Annotated in this window: 20 protein-coding genes; 15 read left to right on the top strand and 5 right to left on the bottom strand. The window is 58.1% G+C overall.

The features are described 5' to 3' along the window. The coding region (locus tag ACTG1K_RS22995; RefSeq protein ID WP_440006888.1) for a replication initiation protein at positions 1–850 on the top strand (850 nt) is incomplete at its 5' end. A 155-nt stretch (positions 851–1,005) separates the two neighbouring features. Here ACTG1K_RS22995 and ACTG1K_RS22990 read toward each other — a convergent pair. Then, a complete protein-coding gene (locus tag ACTG1K_RS22990; RefSeq protein WP_368158657.1) occupies positions 1,006–1,296 on the bottom strand; it encodes a hypothetical protein in 291 nt (96 codons plus the stop codon). 209 nt (positions 1,297–1,505) lie between these two features. On the opposite strand from ACTG1K_RS22990, the gene ACTG1K_RS22985 reads away from it, so the two are divergent. From ACTG1K_RS22985 to ACTG1K_RS22970, 4 genes are all read left to right on the top strand, one after another. After that, positions 1,506–1,916: a MobC family plasmid mobilization relaxosome protein gene (locus tag ACTG1K_RS22985; RefSeq protein ID WP_429052761.1), complete on the top strand. Its 411-nt coding sequence runs from the start codon at positions 1,506–1,508 to the stop codon at positions 1,914–1,916. A gap of 704 nt (positions 1,917–2,620) precedes the next feature. Then, positions 2,621–3,157 carry a DUF1640 domain-containing protein gene (locus tag ACTG1K_RS22980; protein WP_429052763.1) on the top strand — a complete coding sequence of 179 codons (537 nt, stop codon included), beginning with the start codon at positions 2,621–2,623 and terminating at the stop codon, positions 3,155–3,157. Beyond that, on the top strand, positions 3,158–3,466 hold the full coding sequence (locus ACTG1K_RS22975) for a mobilization protein (RefSeq protein ID WP_223932338.1): 309 nt from the start codon (positions 3,158–3,160) through the stop codon (positions 3,464–3,466). A 99-nt stretch (positions 3,467–3,565) separates the two neighbouring features. Next, complete coding sequence (locus tag ACTG1K_RS22970; RefSeq protein WP_429052765.1) at positions 3,566–3,853, top strand: hypothetical protein; 288 nt, start codon at positions 3,566–3,568, stop codon at positions 3,851–3,853. 590 nt (positions 3,854–4,443) lie between these two features. On the opposite strand, the gene ACTG1K_RS22965 is transcribed toward ACTG1K_RS22970, so the two are convergent. From ACTG1K_RS22965 to ACTG1K_RS22950, 4 genes are all read right to left on the bottom strand, one after another. Beyond that, on the bottom strand, positions 4,444–5,004 hold the full coding sequence (locus ACTG1K_RS22965; protein WP_092320633.1) for a TetR/AcrR family transcriptional regulator: 561 nt from the start codon (positions 5,002–5,004) through the stop codon (positions 4,444–4,446). Between the two features lie 15 nt (positions 5,005–5,019). Continuing rightward, entirely contained in the window at positions 5,020–6,555 is a 1,536-nt protein-coding gene (locus ACTG1K_RS22960) for an MFS transporter (protein ID WP_339581855.1), read from the bottom strand. Positions 6,556–6,969: 414 nt separating this feature from the next. After that, a complete protein-coding gene (locus tag ACTG1K_RS22955; protein WP_439963656.1) occupies positions 6,970–7,386 on the bottom strand; it encodes a type II toxin-antitoxin system VapC family toxin in 417 nt (138 codons plus the stop codon). Next, positions 7,383–7,637, bottom strand: coding sequence for a FitA-like ribbon-helix-helix domain-containing protein (locus tag ACTG1K_RS22950; RefSeq protein WP_092320635.1), 255 nt, complete (start codon positions 7,635–7,637; stop codon positions 7,383–7,385). Before ACTG1K_RS22950 ends, ACTG1K_RS22955 begins: the two co-directional genes overlap by 4 nt. A gap of 211 nt (positions 7,638–7,848) precedes the next feature. On the opposite strand from ACTG1K_RS22950, the gene ACTG1K_RS22945 reads away from it, so the two are divergent. From ACTG1K_RS22945 to ACTG1K_RS22900, 10 genes are all read left to right on the top strand, one after another. After that, positions 7,849–8,451, top strand: a complete 603-nt coding sequence (locus ACTG1K_RS22945) for a recombinase family protein (protein WP_092320636.1) — start codon at positions 7,849–7,851, stop codon at positions 8,449–8,451. Beyond that, positions 8,435–11,464: a Tn3 family transposase gene (locus ACTG1K_RS22940; RefSeq protein WP_092320637.1), complete on the top strand. Its 3,030-nt coding sequence runs from the start codon at positions 8,435–8,437 to the stop codon at positions 11,462–11,464. Before ACTG1K_RS22945 ends, ACTG1K_RS22940 begins: the two co-directional genes overlap by 17 nt. Positions 11,465–11,753: 289 nt before the next feature. Continuing rightward, complete coding sequence (locus ACTG1K_RS22935) at positions 11,754–12,020, top strand: CopG family ribbon-helix-helix protein (protein WP_231556881.1); 267 nt, start codon at positions 11,754–11,756, stop codon at positions 12,018–12,020. Next, positions 12,008–12,301, top strand: coding sequence for a type II toxin-antitoxin system RelE/ParE family toxin (locus tag ACTG1K_RS22930; RefSeq protein ID WP_439973439.1), 294 nt, complete (start codon positions 12,008–12,010; stop codon positions 12,299–12,301). Before ACTG1K_RS22935 ends, ACTG1K_RS22930 begins: the two co-directional genes overlap by 13 nt. Before the next feature lie 14 nt (positions 12,302–12,315). Continuing rightward, positions 12,316–12,846, top strand: coding sequence for a hypothetical protein (locus ACTG1K_RS22925; RefSeq protein WP_439963658.1), 531 nt, complete (start codon positions 12,316–12,318; stop codon positions 12,844–12,846). Between the two features lie 14 nt (positions 12,847–12,860). Continuing rightward, on the top strand, positions 12,861–13,199 hold the full coding sequence (locus ACTG1K_RS22920) for a type II toxin-antitoxin system CcdA family antitoxin (RefSeq protein WP_440006884.1): 339 nt from the start codon (positions 12,861–12,863) through the stop codon (positions 13,197–13,199). Next, the gene (locus ACTG1K_RS22915) at positions 13,190–13,432 is read left to right on the top strand and encodes a DUF4160 domain-containing protein (RefSeq protein ID WP_439963652.1); all 243 of its coding nucleotides are present in this window, start codon (positions 13,190–13,192) and stop codon (positions 13,430–13,432) included. Before ACTG1K_RS22920 ends, ACTG1K_RS22915 begins: the two co-directional genes overlap by 10 nt. Next, positions 13,416–13,664 (top strand): DUF2442 domain-containing protein, encoded by a 249-nt coding sequence (locus tag ACTG1K_RS22910; protein ID WP_439963653.1) that lies wholly within the window; start codon positions 13,416–13,418, stop codon positions 13,662–13,664. The genes ACTG1K_RS22915 and ACTG1K_RS22910 overlap by 17 nt, the downstream gene beginning before the upstream one ends. Positions 13,665–13,726: 62 nt before the next feature. Further along, positions 13,727–13,900, top strand: a complete 174-nt coding sequence (locus ACTG1K_RS22905) for a hypothetical protein (RefSeq protein ID WP_440006886.1) — start codon at positions 13,727–13,729, stop codon at positions 13,898–13,900. 186 nt (positions 13,901–14,086) lie between these two features. Continuing rightward, positions 14,087–15,106, top strand: coding sequence for a replication initiation protein (locus tag ACTG1K_RS22900; protein ID WP_439973437.1), 1,020 nt, complete (start codon positions 14,087–14,089; stop codon positions 15,104–15,106). Positions 15,107–15,220: the final 114 nt, after the last annotated feature.

Here is a 15,220-nt window from a genome sequence, read left to right as displayed (position 1 = left end):
ATTCAGCATAACCCACCGCCGTATGTCTCCTGTAGTGTTTGATGTGGACGTGGCTCAAGAGTGCCGTGCGCCGCATTGGATCGCGATCAACCCCGAAAACGGCAACTACCACCTTGGCTATCTGCTGGCCGCGCCAGTGGCGCGAACCAATGCAGCCAGGTTAAAGCCACTGCGCTATCTAGCGGCCATAGAGCATGTTCTGGCGAAGCGGCTGGGCGCTGACATGGGGTACGTTGGGTTGATCACCAAAAACCCCGTACACAGCGATTGGTGGACGGTATGGCATAACCATGCGCCCTATTCCCTCGACTACCTCGCCGAGTTCTGCCCAGATGCGGATTTAGCAGCCTACAACCGCCGCAGCGGCAAAGAGGTTAGCGGACTGGGGCGTAACGTCACGGTGTTCGATAGCGTGCGGGAATGGGGCTACAGTGCGGTGCGGGAGTATTGGCGGCCCAATGGCTATGAAGCATGGGCTGAGGCTGTCCGTGTCGCTTGTGAGAGCGCTAATGCGTTTGGGCGTGAGCAAGGTGGCCCGTTGCCCCATAGTGAGATCAAGGCCACGGCCAAGAGTATCGCCCGTTGGATCTGGCGGCACCTTACCCCGACCTCGTTTGCGGATTACGTTGATCGGACACATACCCCCGAGATTCAGGCCATCAGAGGGGCTAAGGGGGGGCGCATTGGTGGCAAGGTATCCAAGGGCGGGGGGAGGCCCAAGTCCACGAACTGGGCACTATGGGAGGCCATCCAGAGCATGAAGGCTGCCGGATACCCGCACAGCACCATAGCCGACGATCTCAACATCTCGGCCAGTACCGTTAGCAAGTACGCCAAGATTTCAAAATAGCGATCGCGAAACAAAGCCTATATCAGATAACAGCGCCCGAAAGGGCGTTCTTTTTCCCTAGAGAGCCATTAGAGAGAGGATCTTGGCGAGGGGGGTAAGGCCGATCCCGAAGGGTTGTCCATCAGGCCGTGTGTTTGGCCTGTGGGCAATAGGTCTTATCCCCGGAGCTGTTTGGTTTCTGCTGTTCGCAGTGCCCGAAGGATTTCCCCGGCTTGCTCCTGTGTCAGCACCACCGCCGATCCCCCATCCCTGATCGCCTGCATTTGGGCGGCCAGCCCCTCCATCAGCGCCCTATTTATCGTCACAGTAACGTTATTATCCTGCTGCTTTGCCCGGTAGGCCGCTTGTCGTTCTGCCCCTGTTTTGGCTGATCCGGTTTTTGGCCTGCCCCGTCCGCGCTTGATGCCAAACATGTCCCCAGTTCCCTTATCTGTGGCGTCCTTCATGGAGCTATTTCCTGTCACTGTAACGGTAATTGATTATGTGTCACTGTGACGATAAATAGCAAGTTGCCGCCCCCCTGTTTTTTTTTGCTGTACTGGTTTAAGCCAGCCGACCCGTATTACGTTTTCACCTGCTTCGCGGCTCAACGTAACACGGGGCTGGTGAGGGGCTATGCCCCTTCAATCCCCCTAAACCCACCGCCGGAGGCAGCGTGTCCAAGGCCCAAAAGATAACCACCGTCAGCGTCAGGATCGACAAGCCGACCGCAGCCGAATGGCGCGAGCGTGCGACAGCATCCGGGCTCAGCGTATCGGACTGGATCCGGGGGGCGGTCGATGCCAACCAGCAGACGAATTTGCCGACGCCCCAACGCCGTCCCGTCCGTGTCCGCGATACCAGCAACGATGCCGATCCGGTGTTGATGCGCCAGTTGGCCGGGATGAGCAACAACCTCAACCAGATAGCCCGAGCCCTGAACGAATGCCGGTTGGCCGGCTCGTCGGTGCAACTGGTGGAGTTGCTGGCCCTGCTGCGCAGCATCGAGGCACAGGCGGGCCGCCTGCTGCCCCAGTTGCCGCCGCCCCCCAAGCCTGCGGCCAAGGGGCGCGACGATGCTCATTAAATTCCTCTCCCACGGTACGGGCAGCGGTGCCCGTGCTTCGGCCTACCTCATGGGCTCGCACGATCACACAGGTGAACCACGGGCAGGGGTGACGGTACTGCGGGGCGATCCGGTGCTGTTCGCGGCGGTGGCCGACTCGCTGCCGTTCCAGCATCGATACCGGAGTGCCGTGATCTCGTGGGCGGCGGAAGAGGCCCCGACCGCCGACGAGATCACGGCGGTTTTGGCGGACTTCGAGGCGGTGGCGTTTGCTGGGTTGGAGCCGGAAGACGTCCACCTGACGGCGGTCCAGCACGACGAACCGGATGGCGGGGTTCACGTCCACATCCTGATCCCCCGTGTTCACCTGGGCACAGGCAAATCGTTCAACCCGGCCCCACCTGGTCACCGTAAAGCCTTCGATGCGGTGAGGGATAAACACAACCACGAAAGGGGCTGGGCGCGGCCAGACGACCCGCTTCGGGCGCGGTTGCTACGGCCAGACTTCGAGGCGTTCAAGGACAAGAGCGATAAGACAGCCATCAAGAAACAGATCACCGACCACCTATTCGCAGCCGCCGAGCAGAGAGTGATCTCCAATGCGGCGGAGCTGCGGGACTACCTACAAACCTCGCTCGGGTGCGAAATCACGCGCACGGGGGCCGATTACACCAGCATCAAGCCGGAGGGCTATCCCAAAGCTATCCGGTTAAAAGGGGAACTCTATGGAGCGTCTTGGACAGCAGAAAGAACGCTTGAGCGAGAGGCTCAAGCAGCGGCAAGAGCAGGAATTGGGCGAGGTGGAGAAGTTAGCGAAAGCGGTGCTCGACGAGCTCAAGAAAGACTTAGAGAAGCGTGTGAGCGACGAGCTGAATACAACCGTGGGCGCTATCAAGAAAGGGATCGAGGGCTTGCCCCAACAGATCACCGATTCGACCGTTCCATTGAGGGAGGTTTTGGAGCAGGCCCAGAGCGAGACCAACACCCTCAAGCTGGTCTCCAGCGTTTGGCTCAAAGCCTTGCTGGTCGGGGTATGCACCTCCGTGGGGATCGGGCTGGGGAGCTGGGGGGTATTGAGCTGGATGGGCAGCGAGGTTCAACGGTTGAACAGCGAGATCCGCAGCGCGAAAGCCACGCTGGCCCAACTCCCCAATGGGGTGAGTTACGCCAAGGGCGAGGATGGCAAGGGCTACATCCTCGCCCCCAGCATGGGGAAACCGTTCGAAACGAAGAGCGGCAAGATGGCCGTGGAGGTGAACTGAATGACCGAACTGGAGCGGATACTGCTCGACAGGCTGGAGCGGATAGAAACGGCACACCAGCAGCAAACGGCGGCGTTGGAGCTGCAATTGCAGCAGCAGGCGCGCTCTTTGAGCGAGTTGCAAACCGCTTGCACCAGTGCGCTGGCGAGCTGCGGGACGCTATGCAGCGAGCTACAGAGAGCGTTCGATACGTTGCAGAGCGGGGTAGAGCACTCGAACAGAGTCACAGGGACTGCGCTTGGGAGCTTGAACAGCAGTGTCAACGACTTGAGCAAGGCGCTGAACGCCTTTCAGAAGGCGCAGCGCTGATCGCCGACAGGGCTGCGGAGCTGCGAAAAGAGCAGCGGCGAGATCGTGGATTTAGCATGTGATATATCGTCACAGTGACAATAATTAAGGAGATCGGGTATGAAATCAGGTCGGTTGGGTACACCTGACACGGTGGCGCATATTCGCCAGTTCCCCCCGGTTGAGTACGAACTGGCGATCTATAAAGGCTCACCGTGGCTATGGGCCGATGGAAAGCCGCTGATCGACCTCCTCGATGCGACCATCGACTGGATGATCGATGACGACGGCAGCCGCTGGATCGTCATTGATACCGAATACCTGCGCCAGCAGGTGGCCCACTATGCCCTGTTGTCCGCCGATACATGGCGGCAACGGTTGCTCGATGCAGGCGTGGAGGTGGATTGAGGTGCGATTGAGTGATCGGTTTCCGGGGCTGATGCTGTGGCATACCGTGGCGGCAATGGCCGCCTTGTTCGCGGCGAAAGCCCTGCTGTACTGGGTTGCGTACTGGTTGGGCCTTGGGCTGCTCTACAGCGCTTTAGCGGGGCCTTCTTGGGGTTGTAAGCCGGAACCCCAGAAATTTCCGTCACCGTCGCATTACCCGCTCGCAGGGGTAGACCTAACAGTCGTTTCACCAGCCGCCATTGAGTTAATCCGTGCTATTGACTCCAAACAAGTGGGTTGTTTCAGAATACGGGAAATATAGAGCATTGAAAGCTAATGGAATTTTATATTGTGCAATGCGATAGAGAGTGACACTTGATATTGGTCGCAGCCCGAGCGTCGCTTCGGTGCCCTTAACGGCCTGATGATATTTTCATGGGCTACGGCAGGTTTCTGAACCTAAACCAGCCGCTCACCTGAACCAGTAATCCGTCAGCACCTCGGCCAAAGCGGCCTGTCGCGGTGACAATCGACGACTGCCGCTATCGACTCAAAGCGGAAGCTGCTGTGTTCAAAATCAGAGCCGCAAAACGGACGGTGCATTTACCGAATTACTTGTTCGATACCCTGAGCGAAGCCGATTCAATGACGCTCACGATTTGCGCGGCAATAGCATCCCTGATCTGGTCTGGCAATTTCTTCCCCGTCAATGACTCATATACCCAGAGTCCATCCGCTGCGAGTCGCGCAATGAATCGATCAAGAACGGCCTGGTCGTCGAGATGCTCCGGCGCTGGAGAAGCCCAGCCTTCAAGCACCGTGTCCCAGGCAGCCGCTGTCGCAGTGCTTTCACTCGATTGAAGTGCAGAAAGCAATTCCGCGCGATTAGCGCTTCGTGCGCTAGTACGTGCATACGCAATGGCCCGCTCTGTGGGTGTTGCCTCTGACTTCGGTCTGCCTGCGACTGATTCCAGGCTGGCCTCCCATTGCGCGGCCAAGTGCTCGTGGATTGCCTGAACAAGCGCTTCCCGCGAAGGGAAGTGGTACATCATTCCGCCCCGCGTCACGCTGGCCTCCGCCGCAACGGAATCAAAGGTGACGCCGATCAAGCCGTCACGATGAATGACGCGTACGGCGGCATCCAAAATTTTGCTGCGATTGCTGGGGCGCATGGTCTTCTCTTTCTTTCAGTGTGAATCGCTGCTGAAGGCTGACGACCCCGGTCCGTGGTTTCGGAGCAAGACAGACGTCACCAATGCGCTGATGCTCAGTACGGCGGCAATGACAACGATAACAATCTCAAAACTGCGATCAAACGCTGTGGAGGCGGCTGCAATGAGGGCGGCACTATCTGTGCCGTTTTGGGCCGCTATCGCGAGCGCTTGGTCCATGCTGTCACGCGCATTATCGGAGACGCCTGCGGGCAAAACCACGCCAGAAGAATAAAGACCCGCCAACAAGCTGCCAAGCAGTGCGACCGCCAACAACGCGCCGAATTCATAGGAAACGCCTTCGACTGAAGAAGCCATGCCTGCTCTCGAAGAGGGTGCATTACCGACGACCGCGCTGGAGGCGACTGACATCACCGAACCCAGTCCAAACCCGGTCACTACCAGGCCGGCAATGACCCATCCCAGGCTGACATGCAAGCCGAAGCTGGTCAAGAAGACACCTACAGTACCCAACGCAAGACCACCACCGATGAGCACAAGCAAGCCGATCCGGTGCACAAATGCGCCACCGAGCACTACGCTGGGCAGTGCTCCTAGTGCAACGGCTGACACCAACAGTCCAGCCTCCAGAGGGCTAAACCCTGCGACAAGCTGAAAACGCTGGGTAACGATCAGTTGCAGACCGGCAACGCCGAACAAGGCAGATGCACAGGCCAACACACCTGCCATAAGCGCTGAATTGCGAAAAATAGCGAAATCCAGCAGAGGGTAAGTAAGACGCGCCTGGCGACGGACGAAGAGCATGCCCGCAACAACGGTGACGGCCAAAGCCGTCCCGGCAAGTGCCCAGGAAGAAGGTGCATGGGCAACCTCTTTGATGGTGACAACCAGACCGGACAGTGCAAACAAGGCCTGCACTGCAGAGATCAGATCCCATGGTTTGGATGTATCTGGCTTCACTCGCGGCGTCACGACCAATGCACTGACGAGTGCAGCGATGACCACCGGTACGTTGAGCAGGAAGACCGAGCCCCACCAGAAGTGATTGAGCAACAATCCACCCACGATGGGGCCGAGCGCGCTTCCGACAATGGCCATGCACCCCCATATGGCGAGCGCCAGATTCCTCTCGCGCTCATCCCTGAAAGTGATGAAGATCAGAGCTAGCGTGGAGGGCATCATGGCTGCCGCACCCACAGCCAGCAACGCACGCGCACCAATCAGCACGGAGGCAGTTGGCGCGAACGCGGCTATTATTGACGCAAGGCCGAACACGCACAGCCCGCCCAAAAACATCTCCCGGTGCCCGATGCGGTCACCAAGCGTTCCGGTGCTGAGCAGCATCCCGGCCATCACCAGTGGATAGGCGTTGATGATCCACAGCGCTTGCAGGCTGCTGGCCCCCAAGTCACGCGTCAGAGTGGGCAACGCGGTGTACAGGATCGAGTTGTCCAGGGTAAGCAGAAGAAGCGCTGCTGCGACGGTCACAAGGAGGGTCCACCGTCGGCCTTTTGGGGTTGTCATATTTAGTGCCAAGAGTTGCAGAGTCATTTAGTATACATTCTAGAATGTATACTTATCAATCAATCATTCAGGGACTACGGCGCAGGTTCGGTAACGATGAGTAGGGCAGGCACATCCGAGCGGATATGGCCTAACAGTGGTTGGACACCGACGGGCCGTCCCTGAACTCAAACGTAGAGCCAACCCTCTTAGTCGGTGACAGGCTGCTTCTTGAGCGAGAGCGGACGCTGTCGGCTATTGCCGTGACTGACCACTTTGGCCGACCAAGAGACTGACAAATAAAGTGATTGATGGCGGCTTAGGGATCAGTTACCTGTCGTTCGAGCTTGACGATTTTTCACTGTCGCTATGTCCGCAGCTGGCCGATTGCCGAAGTTAGACGAATAATCTCATTGGCATCCAACCCTGGGTATCTATTGCATTGCAGCATTTCCGATGCTCTTATACTTTCCACGGATTGATGACGGCCACGGTGGCAGCTTCATAAGGTGCTGTGTCACTTGACGCCACGATGAACCCTCGCGAAGCCGCAATCGCGGCGATATAGCCATCAGGCGTTGGGAATCCTCGCCCACCGTTCTTGGCTGTCACAGCTAACTCGGCAAAGCGTCGTGCTGCATCGGTATCGAATGGTAATACCCGATCCCTGAACAGCCCCATCAGACCGTCAAGGGTTTGTGCCAGCATGTCCTTGCGTTTACCGGCTGGAAGCGCACCGATGCCAAACAGCAGCTCGGCCAGTGTTACGCTAGTCAGGTACAGTGTTTCGGCGGCTTGATCGTTCAACCATGCTCGCACGGCCGGGTGCGGCTCGGGCTTCATCGCTTCGGAAACAACGTTGGTATCGAGGACGATCATTCAAACCCCAGCGGCTTGGCCGGCGTCTTGTCTCTCACTTGGTCGAATACCTCGAAATCCTCGTTTGTCAGACTGATTGTACGACCCAGTGCTGCGAGGGCTTCACCCATGCGAACACGTGACTCTGGCTTGACCGCTACCGCCAGAATCTCCCGCACCTCAGCTTCGGTGCTATGCCCATGTAGTGCGGCCCGCACCCGTAATGCGCGGTGCACGTCGTCGGGCAAATTGCGTACTGTCAGCATCGCCATAGAATCACCTCGCAATAATGCATTCGATGCAATCATTATTCGACAACGACTGCATTAACGCAAGGCGCATTTGTGGTGTCGTAAAACACTTGTTTTACGACACACCCTCAACAGTCGTGTGCACCTCCCGCTGAATGGCCTCAAAATTGTGCGGAAAACCATGTCGCCATGCACTACCATACGGAAACCTATTTTTGATGGTTATCCGCCTATGTTGGTTGGTTACATGCGCGTGTCGTCGGATTCCGACCGCCAAAGCACGGACTTGCAACGTGATGCGCTGCTCGCCGCTGGCGTCGATGCTCGGCACCTGTTCGAGGATCGAGCCTCTGGCGCAAAGGATGACCGCGCAGGCTTGGCTCGGGCCCTCGAATTCGTCCGATCCGGCGATGTGCTGGTAGTTTGGAAGCTCGACCGGCTCGGCCGCTCGCTGTCGCATCTGCTCGGTATCGTGACCTCGCTCAAGGATAATAAGGTTGCGTTCCGCTCGCTGACGGAGAACCTGGACACCACGACGCCATCGGGCGAGTTCCTGTTTCAGGTGTTCGGCGCCCTCGCACAATACGAGCGCGCCTTGATCCAGGAGCGCGTCGTCGCGGGACTAACCGCCGCCCGCAAACGTGGCCGGATCGGCGGACGCCCACCCGCCATCGTCGGCGAGAAGCTGGATGCTATCGTCGCCGCGCTCGATGGCGGCATGTCTAAGGCAGCGGTGTGCCGTAATTTCAGCGTCAAGCGCACCACCTTGATCGAAACCTTGGCGCGAGTGGGCTGGCGTGGCGCGGGAAAGGCTGCCGATGAGCAACAAGAATAAGCTGCTCACCGTCCTCTCGGACGCCGAGCAGGAAGCCCTGTACGGTTTGCCAGATTTCGATGACGTCCAGCGGCTGGAATACTTGGCGTTGACTGAAACGGAACTGGCGTTTGCCAGCAGCCGTCCCGGCCTTCCTGCCCAAGTCTATTGCATCTTGCAGATCGGTTACTTCAAGGCCAAGCACGCCTTCTTTCGCTTCGCCTGGAGCGAAGTTGTGGACGATTGCGCCTTCGTACTGAGCCAGTATTTCCACAGTGAGCCATTCGAGCACAAGCCGATCACCAAACACGAGCATTATGCCCAGCGCGAGCGGATCGCGGAGTTGTTCGGCTACCGGTCGTGGGTGGCCGGTTTCCTGCCCCAGCTCGCGCAACAGGCCGCCCAGACCGTGCGGCGCGACGTGATGCCGGGGTTCATCGCCGCTGAACTGATCGTCTGGCTCAATGAGCACAAGATCATCCGGCCGGGCTACACCACCCTGCAAGCGCTGGTCAGCGAAGCCCTGTCCGCCGAACGTCGGCGCTTGGGTGGCCTGCTGGCGGAGGTGTTGGACGAACCGGCCAAGACTGCGCTTGGCCAGCTCCTGGTACGAGATGACACCCTTTCGCAACTGGCAGCGCTCAAGCAGGACGCCAAGGACTTCGGCTGGCGGCAGATGGCCCGCGAACGGGAAAAGCGCGCCACGCTGGAACCGCTGCATAGCATCGCCAAGGCGCTGCTGCCCAAGCTCGGCATCTCGCAGCAAAATCTGCTTTACTACGCGAGCCTGGCGAACTTCTACACCATCCACGACCTGCGCTACCTGAAGGCCGATCAGACCCACCTCTATCTGCTGTGCTATGCCTGGGTGCGCTACCGGCAGTTCTCCGACAACCTGGTCGATGCGATGGCATACCACATGAAACAACTGGAGGACGAAAGCAGCGCGGGCGCGAAGCAGTCCTTCGTCGCCGAGCAGGCGCGCCGGCAGCAAGACACACCGCAGGTTGGCCGCCTACTGTCACTGTACGTCGACGATAGCGTGACTGATCCGACGCCGTTCGGTGAGGTGCGCCAGCGCGCGTACAAAATCATGGCCAAGGACGCGTTGCAGAGCACCGCGCAGCGCATGAGCGTCAAGCCTGTGAGCAAGCTGTCGCTGCACTGGCAGGCAGTGGACATCCTGGCCGAGCGCATTCGCCGCCATTTACGGCCGCTGTACGTCGCGCTTGACTTCGCCAGCACTGATCCGGACAGCCCGTGGCTCGCAGCGCTGGCCTGGACTAAGGGCGTGTTCGCCAAACAGCAGCGCCTGTCGCAACGGCCGCTCGCCGAATGTCCAGCGGCCACACTGCCGAAACGCTTGCGGTCGTACCTGCTGACATTCGATGCCGATGGCAAGCCAACGGGCCTGCACGCCGACCGCTACGAGTTCTGGCTGTACCGCCAGGTCAGGAAGCGCTTTCAGTCGGGAGAACTCTATCTCGACGACAGCTTGCAGCACCGACATTTCTCCGACGAGTTGGTTTCGATGGACGAGAAGGCCGACGTGCTCGCTCAGATGGACATCCCATTCCTGCGGCAGCCGGTCAATTCCCAGCTCGATGCGCTAGGGGCTGAGCTGCACACGCAATGGCTGGCCTTCAATCGCGAACTAAAGCAGGGCAAGCTGACGCACTTGGAATACAACAAGGACACGCAGAAGCTGACCTGGCGCAAGCCCAAGGGTGAGAACCCGAAGGCGCGCGAGAAGGTGTTCTACGAGCAATTGCCGTTCTGCGACGTGGCCGACGTGTTCCGCTTCGTCAACGCCCAGTGCCAGTTCCTGTCGGTGCTGACGCCCTTGCAGCCGCGCTATGCGAAGAAGGTCGCCGACGCAGACAGCCTGATGGCGGTCATCATCGCGCAGGCGATGAACCACGGCAATCAGGTCATGGCGCGCACCAGCGACATCCCGTATCACGTGCTGGAGAGCACCTACCAGCAGTACCTGCGCCACGCAACGCTGCACGCGGCCAACGACGGCATCAGCAACGCCATCGCCGCGCTACCAATATTCCCTCACTACTCGTTCGACCTCGATGTGCTGTACGGTGCCGTCGATGGTCAGAAATTCGGTGTCGAGCGCCCGACCGTGAAGGCACGCTACTCCCGAAAGTATTTCGGGCGCGGCAAGGGCGTGGTTGCCTACACGCTGCTGTGCAACCATGTGCCGCTCAACGGCTACCTGATCGGCGCGCACGACTACGAGGCCCATCACGTGTTCGACATCTGGTATCGCAACACGTCGGACATCGTGCCGACTGCGATCACCGGCGATATGCACAGCGTCAACAAAGCCAACTTCGCCATCCTGCATTGGTTCGGCCTGCGCTTCGAGCCGCGCTTTACCGACATGGAAGGCCAGTTGCAGGAACTGTATTGCGCCGACGATCCGGCGCTGTACGAGAAGTGCCTGATCCAGCCGATCGGCCAAGTCGACCGGCAACTCATCGTCAGCGAAAAGCCAAACCTCGACCAGATCGTGGCTACGCTCGGGCTGAAGGAGATGACGCAGGGCGCGCTGATCCGCAAGCTGTGCACCTACACCACGTCGAACCCGACGCGGCGGGCGGTGTTCGAGTTCGACAAGCTCATCCGCAGCATCTATACGTTGCGCTACCTGCGCGATCCACAACTGGAGCGCAATGTGCACCGCTCACAGAATCGGATCGAGTCCTACCACCAGCTACGCGGGGCCATTGCCCAAGTTGGCGGCAAGAAGGAGCTGACCGGGCGCACCGACATCGAGATCGAAATCAGCAACCAGTGCGCAAGGCTGATCGCCAGCGCGGTCATCTACTACAACTCGGCCATCCTGTCGCGGCTGCTGATGAAGTACGAGGCGAGCGCCAATGCCAAGGTACTCGCGCTCATCACCCAGATATCGCCAGCGGCATGGCGGCACATCCTGCTGAACGGGCACTACACCTTCCAGAGCGATGGCAAGATGATCGACCTCGATGCTCTCGTGGCGGGGCTTGATCTTGGGTGACGGAAATTTCTGGGGTTCCGGCTTACAACCCCTTCTTGGGGTGTGGCGGCATGGATAGCGTTGTTGGCCCTGCTGCTGCGGTGGATGAAGGTCTAGCCCGTTCTGCCGCGCTCCGCTTGGCGGCCCCCGAGCCAGTGGCGACAGACTGCGCTAGTCGCCCCAGTTCGGGGGCGACATTGCAGTACTGCAATCGGGTTGTGACGGCGCTTAGATTGCGTGGTAAATTTAGGTATCGCTAGGTAATACCTTTGGCTAACAGTGAGGTCTTATGTCCGCAGCTACCAAACCCATGTCTATCAAACTTGATAGCGATACCCAAAGCCGGATCAAGCAGCTAGCTGCTGCCCGCGACCGTTCAGCGCACTGGATGATGCGCGAAGCCATCACCCAGTATGTTGAGCGTGAAGAGCGCAAGGAGGCGTTCCGCCGCGATACCCTCGATGCTTGGCAGGAGTTTCAGGAGACTGGTTTGCATGTCTCTCTTGAGGAGGCCGATCAGTGGTTGGCTGGTTGGGGTACCGAGATTGAAGGTGGTGCACCTGCATGCCACAAGTGATCCTCTCTCCGGCTGCTCTGCGTGACCTTAAGCGGCTGCGCGAGTTCTTGCACAGTAAGAGCCCGGTTGTTGCACAGCGAGCAGCCCAAACCATCCGTTCGGCGCTTACCCAGCTCGGGCAACAACCCGCGATGGGTCGTCCTATTGAAGGGCTCCCGGAGGTGTTCCGCGAATGGGTGATCCCCTTTGGGGACAGTGGCTATCTAGCGCGTTACCGCCTAGAGGGTGAAACCGTAGTGATCTTGGCTCTGCGTCACCAGCGCGAAGCCGGGTTTATTTAGGTCAGGGAGGTGTGATGGGTGGTTTGAACTGGGAAAAAGCTGCTAAAAACGCCAAGGCAGACAAGCGAGCTACAGGGCTGGATCTCCTCCGCAACCCTGCTGATGAGATGAGCGAAATTACTCGGTTGCAGCAGGCTCGGCAGAAGAAGAACAGACCTACCCCAAGAGCAAAACTGGACGTTGTAGACGTCGCTCCTGAACTTGCAGGGCAAGCGGTGGGCGAGGCAATACAAAGGGGGCGGTTGATCGATAAGGCGTTGACCTTTGAAGAGCGCAAGGCTGCGGCATTAAAGCGTCACGCAGAGAAAACAGGGAAAACCTTGCCAGGTCCAAATAAGCCACAGAGCAAGAAGGCGCAGCACAAGGCCGATCAGGCAGAGAAAAAGCAACGAAGAGCAGCCAAGGCAGAACGAAGCGCACAGCGGGCTGAATGGCGGAAGACTTTGCCGCCGGAGCAGGCTGAAGCGAAGATCAATCAGCTCAAAGCGGAAACCAAAGCTGCACGGAAGAACCGGGCGCTGGTTGATGATACTCCACCGTGGTAAACGAGAACCAAGAGATGCAAGGTGATTTTGACCAAGAGGCTTGGCAGAACTTAGAGGTTGAGGCTGCGTTGAGTGAGGCCAATGTGGGTGACTTTGTGCCGGAAAAAGAGATGGCAGCGAAGTTCAATCAGTTGGGCCAGCGGAAAAACGCAGAGGCCGACCGTTGGAAGCGTGATAACCATGAGGCCATCCAAGAACTTAACCGTATGGTTGAAGAACGAGGGCTGTTTTCCGATGAACTCCTCAAGGTCGAAAAGATCATGGAGAGAGTTCGAAAAGGAGAAGAAAAACTATTTTCGCTGGAGGATGTAGAGAGAAAACTTGGTCTTGATGGAGAGACCTCATGCCAGTGATTTTGCGGATCAATGGCTATCGTTTTTTCTTCTACTCAAACGAAGGTGATCCGCTAGAACCGGCCCACATCCACGTTTCAAATGCGGGCAATGAGGCAAAAATCTGGCTAGAGCCAGAGGCGTTTCTTTCCAGAAACGATGGCTTTGGGGCACGGGAGTTGCGAGAGTTTATTGCCATCGCAACAGAACACAGGGTGTTTTTCGCGGAGAAATGGCATGAATATTTCGCCTAAGTTTGTTCGGTTTGATGAAAACAGCATGTGGGTTGAGTTGCTAGATGGAAGGATCATTGGGGTGCCCCTTGTTTGGTTTCCTCGCCTAATGAGAGCAAAACCGGAGCAGTTGACCCAGTACGAACTTAGCCAGCAAGGCATTCATTGGGATGAGCTGGATGAGGATATTTCTATTGCAGGTTTGTTGGCGGGCCAAGGTGATATAACCCACAGGCCACACCGAGCTGCTTAATTGAGGGTGGGGGAAGGGTGACGTTAGAAGAGATTTATGGTGTGGACTCACCAGAGTGGCACATGAATATGAACGATCTCCATCAGGCTGCAAACATCATTGATAGCTGGCTGGATGGTGGAGAGGTTGATCCCTATTTGGCCCATTACATCGGGATGATGTGTCTTTCCATAAGCGAGCGAGCCCCAGAACTGCCAGATGAGGAAGATGGGTCGGTAAAGGTGAAAGAAAGTTAGAAGCGACTAACGTTGCTCAGGCGTAGGTACTGCGTTAACGTACTGTCCAGAAAAGACAAACCCCGAACTACTGCGTTTCATCTTGGCGGAGGAAACAGTAATTCGGGGCCGTTCACTAAGAACAGAGAAAGCATATCACATGACCGATCTCACACAAGACTGCACCGCCAATAAGCGCGGTGTTCGATGGTAAAACCAGCGCTTCAAGCCGCCGAGTTCGTCGAACGGCTCCCTCTTCGCCCCTACTGCACCGACGATCCGGCGTTGGGTCTGCATATCCGCCCGCAGGCAACTGCGCTGGCCTTCCGTCACATTCAGCATAACCCACCGCCGTATGTCTCCTGTATTGTGTTTGATGTGGACAGAAAGCCCTATGAGCAGCGGCGAGAAGGGCATCAAGAGTGGCGAGAGCGTGGCTTGCCTGCGCCGCATTGGATCGCGATCAACCCCGAAAACGGCAACTACCACCTTGGCTATCTGCTGGCCGCGCCAGTGGCGCGAACCAATGCAGCCAGGTTAAAGCCACTGCGCTATCTAGCGGCCATAGAGCATGTTCTGGCGAAGCGGCTGGGCGCTGACATGGGGTACGTTGGGTTGATCACCAAAAACCCCGTACACAGCGATTGGTGGACGGTATGGCATAACCATGCGCCCTATTCCCTCGACTACCTCGCCGAGTTCTGCCCAGATGCGGATTTAGCAGCCTACAACCGCCGCAGCGGCAAAGAGGTTAGCGGACTGGGGCGTAACGTCACGGTGTTCGATAGCGTGCGGGAATGGGGCTACAGTGCGGTGCGGGAGTATTGGCGGCCCAATGGCTATGAAGCATGGGCTGAGGCTGTCCGTGTCGCTTGTGAGAGCGCTAATGCGTTTGGGCGTGAGCAAGGTGGCCCGTTGCCCCATAGTGAGATCAAGGCCACGGCCAAGAGTATCGCCCGTTGGATCTGGCGGCACCTTACCCCGACCTCGTTTGCGGATTACGTTGATCGGACACATACCCCCGAGATTCAGGCCATCAGAGGGGCTAAGGGGGGGCGCATTGGTGGCAAGGTATCCAAGGGCGGGGGGAGGCCCAAGTCCACGAACTGGGCACTATGGGAGGCCATCCAGAGCATGAAGGCTGCCGGATACCCGCACAGCACCATAGCCGACGATCTCAACATCTCGGCCAGTACCGTTAGCAAGTACGCCAAGATTTCAAAATAGCGATCGCGAAACAAAGCCTATATCAGATAACAGCGCCCGAAAGGGCGTTCTTTTTCCCTAGAGAGCCATTAGAGAGAGGATCTTGGCGAGGGGGGTAAGGCCGATCCCGAAGGG

The organism is Aeromonas sp. 102P, from assembly GCF_051920345.1.
Classification (GTDB): domain Bacteria; phylum Pseudomonadota; class Gammaproteobacteria; order Enterobacterales; family Aeromonadaceae; genus Aeromonas; species Aeromonas veronii.
Note: the sequence above shows the minus strand (reverse complement) of the source record. Positions and strands in the feature narration are given on the sequence as shown.

Coding starts and splice junctions, on each gene's coding strand:
- ACTG1K_RS22990 (WP_368158657.1), bottom strand. CDS start 1,296: ATGAAGGACGCCACAGATAAGGGAACTGGGGACATGTTTGGCATCAAG.
- ACTG1K_RS22980 (WP_429052763.1), top strand. CDS start 2,621: ATGGAGCGTCTTGGACAGCAGAAAGAACGCTTGAGCGAGAGGCTCAAG.
- ACTG1K_RS22975 (WP_223932338.1), top strand. CDS start 3,158: ATGACCGAACTGGAGCGGATACTGCTCGACAGGCTGGAGCGGATAGAA.
- ACTG1K_RS22970 (WP_429052765.1), top strand. CDS start 3,566: ATGAAATCAGGTCGGTTGGGTACACCTGACACGGTGGCGCATATTCGC.
- ACTG1K_RS22965 (WP_092320633.1), bottom strand. CDS start 5,004: ATGCGCCCCAGCAATCGCAGCAAAATTTTGGATGCCGCCGTACGCGTC.
- ACTG1K_RS22960 (WP_339581855.1), bottom strand. CDS start 6,555: ATGACTCTGCAACTCTTGGCACTAAATATGACAACCCCAAAAGGCCGA.
- ACTG1K_RS22955 (WP_439963656.1), bottom strand. CDS start 7,386: ATGATCGTCCTCGATACCAACGTTGTTTCCGAAGCGATGAAGCCCGAG.
- ACTG1K_RS22950 (WP_092320635.1), bottom strand. CDS start 7,637: ATGGCGATGCTGACAGTACGCAATTTGCCCGACGACGTGCACCGCGCA.
- ACTG1K_RS22945 (WP_092320636.1), top strand. CDS start 7,849: ATGTTGGTTGGTTACATGCGCGTGTCGTCGGATTCCGACCGCCAAAGC.
- ACTG1K_RS22940 (WP_092320637.1), top strand. CDS start 8,435: ATGAGCAACAAGAATAAGCTGCTCACCGTCCTCTCGGACGCCGAGCAG.
- ACTG1K_RS22935 (WP_231556881.1), top strand. CDS start 11,754: ATGTCTATCAAACTTGATAGCGATACCCAAAGCCGGATCAAGCAGCTA.
- ACTG1K_RS22930 (WP_439973439.1), top strand. CDS start 12,008: ATGCCACAAGTGATCCTCTCTCCGGCTGCTCTGCGTGACCTTAAGCGG.
- ACTG1K_RS22925 (WP_439963658.1), top strand. CDS start 12,316: ATGGGTGGTTTGAACTGGGAAAAAGCTGCTAAAAACGCCAAGGCAGAC.
- ACTG1K_RS22920 (WP_440006884.1), top strand. CDS start 12,861: ATGCAAGGTGATTTTGACCAAGAGGCTTGGCAGAACTTAGAGGTTGAG.
- ACTG1K_RS22915 (WP_439963652.1), top strand. CDS start 13,190: ATGCCAGTGATTTTGCGGATCAATGGCTATCGTTTTTTCTTCTACTCA.
- ACTG1K_RS22910 (WP_439963653.1), top strand. CDS start 13,416: ATGAATATTTCGCCTAAGTTTGTTCGGTTTGATGAAAACAGCATGTGG.
- ACTG1K_RS22905 (WP_440006886.1), top strand. CDS start 13,727: ATGAATATGAACGATCTCCATCAGGCTGCAAACATCATTGATAGCTGG.
- ACTG1K_RS22900 (WP_439973437.1), top strand. CDS start 14,087: ATGGTAAAACCAGCGCTTCAAGCCGCCGAGTTCGTCGAACGGCTCCCT.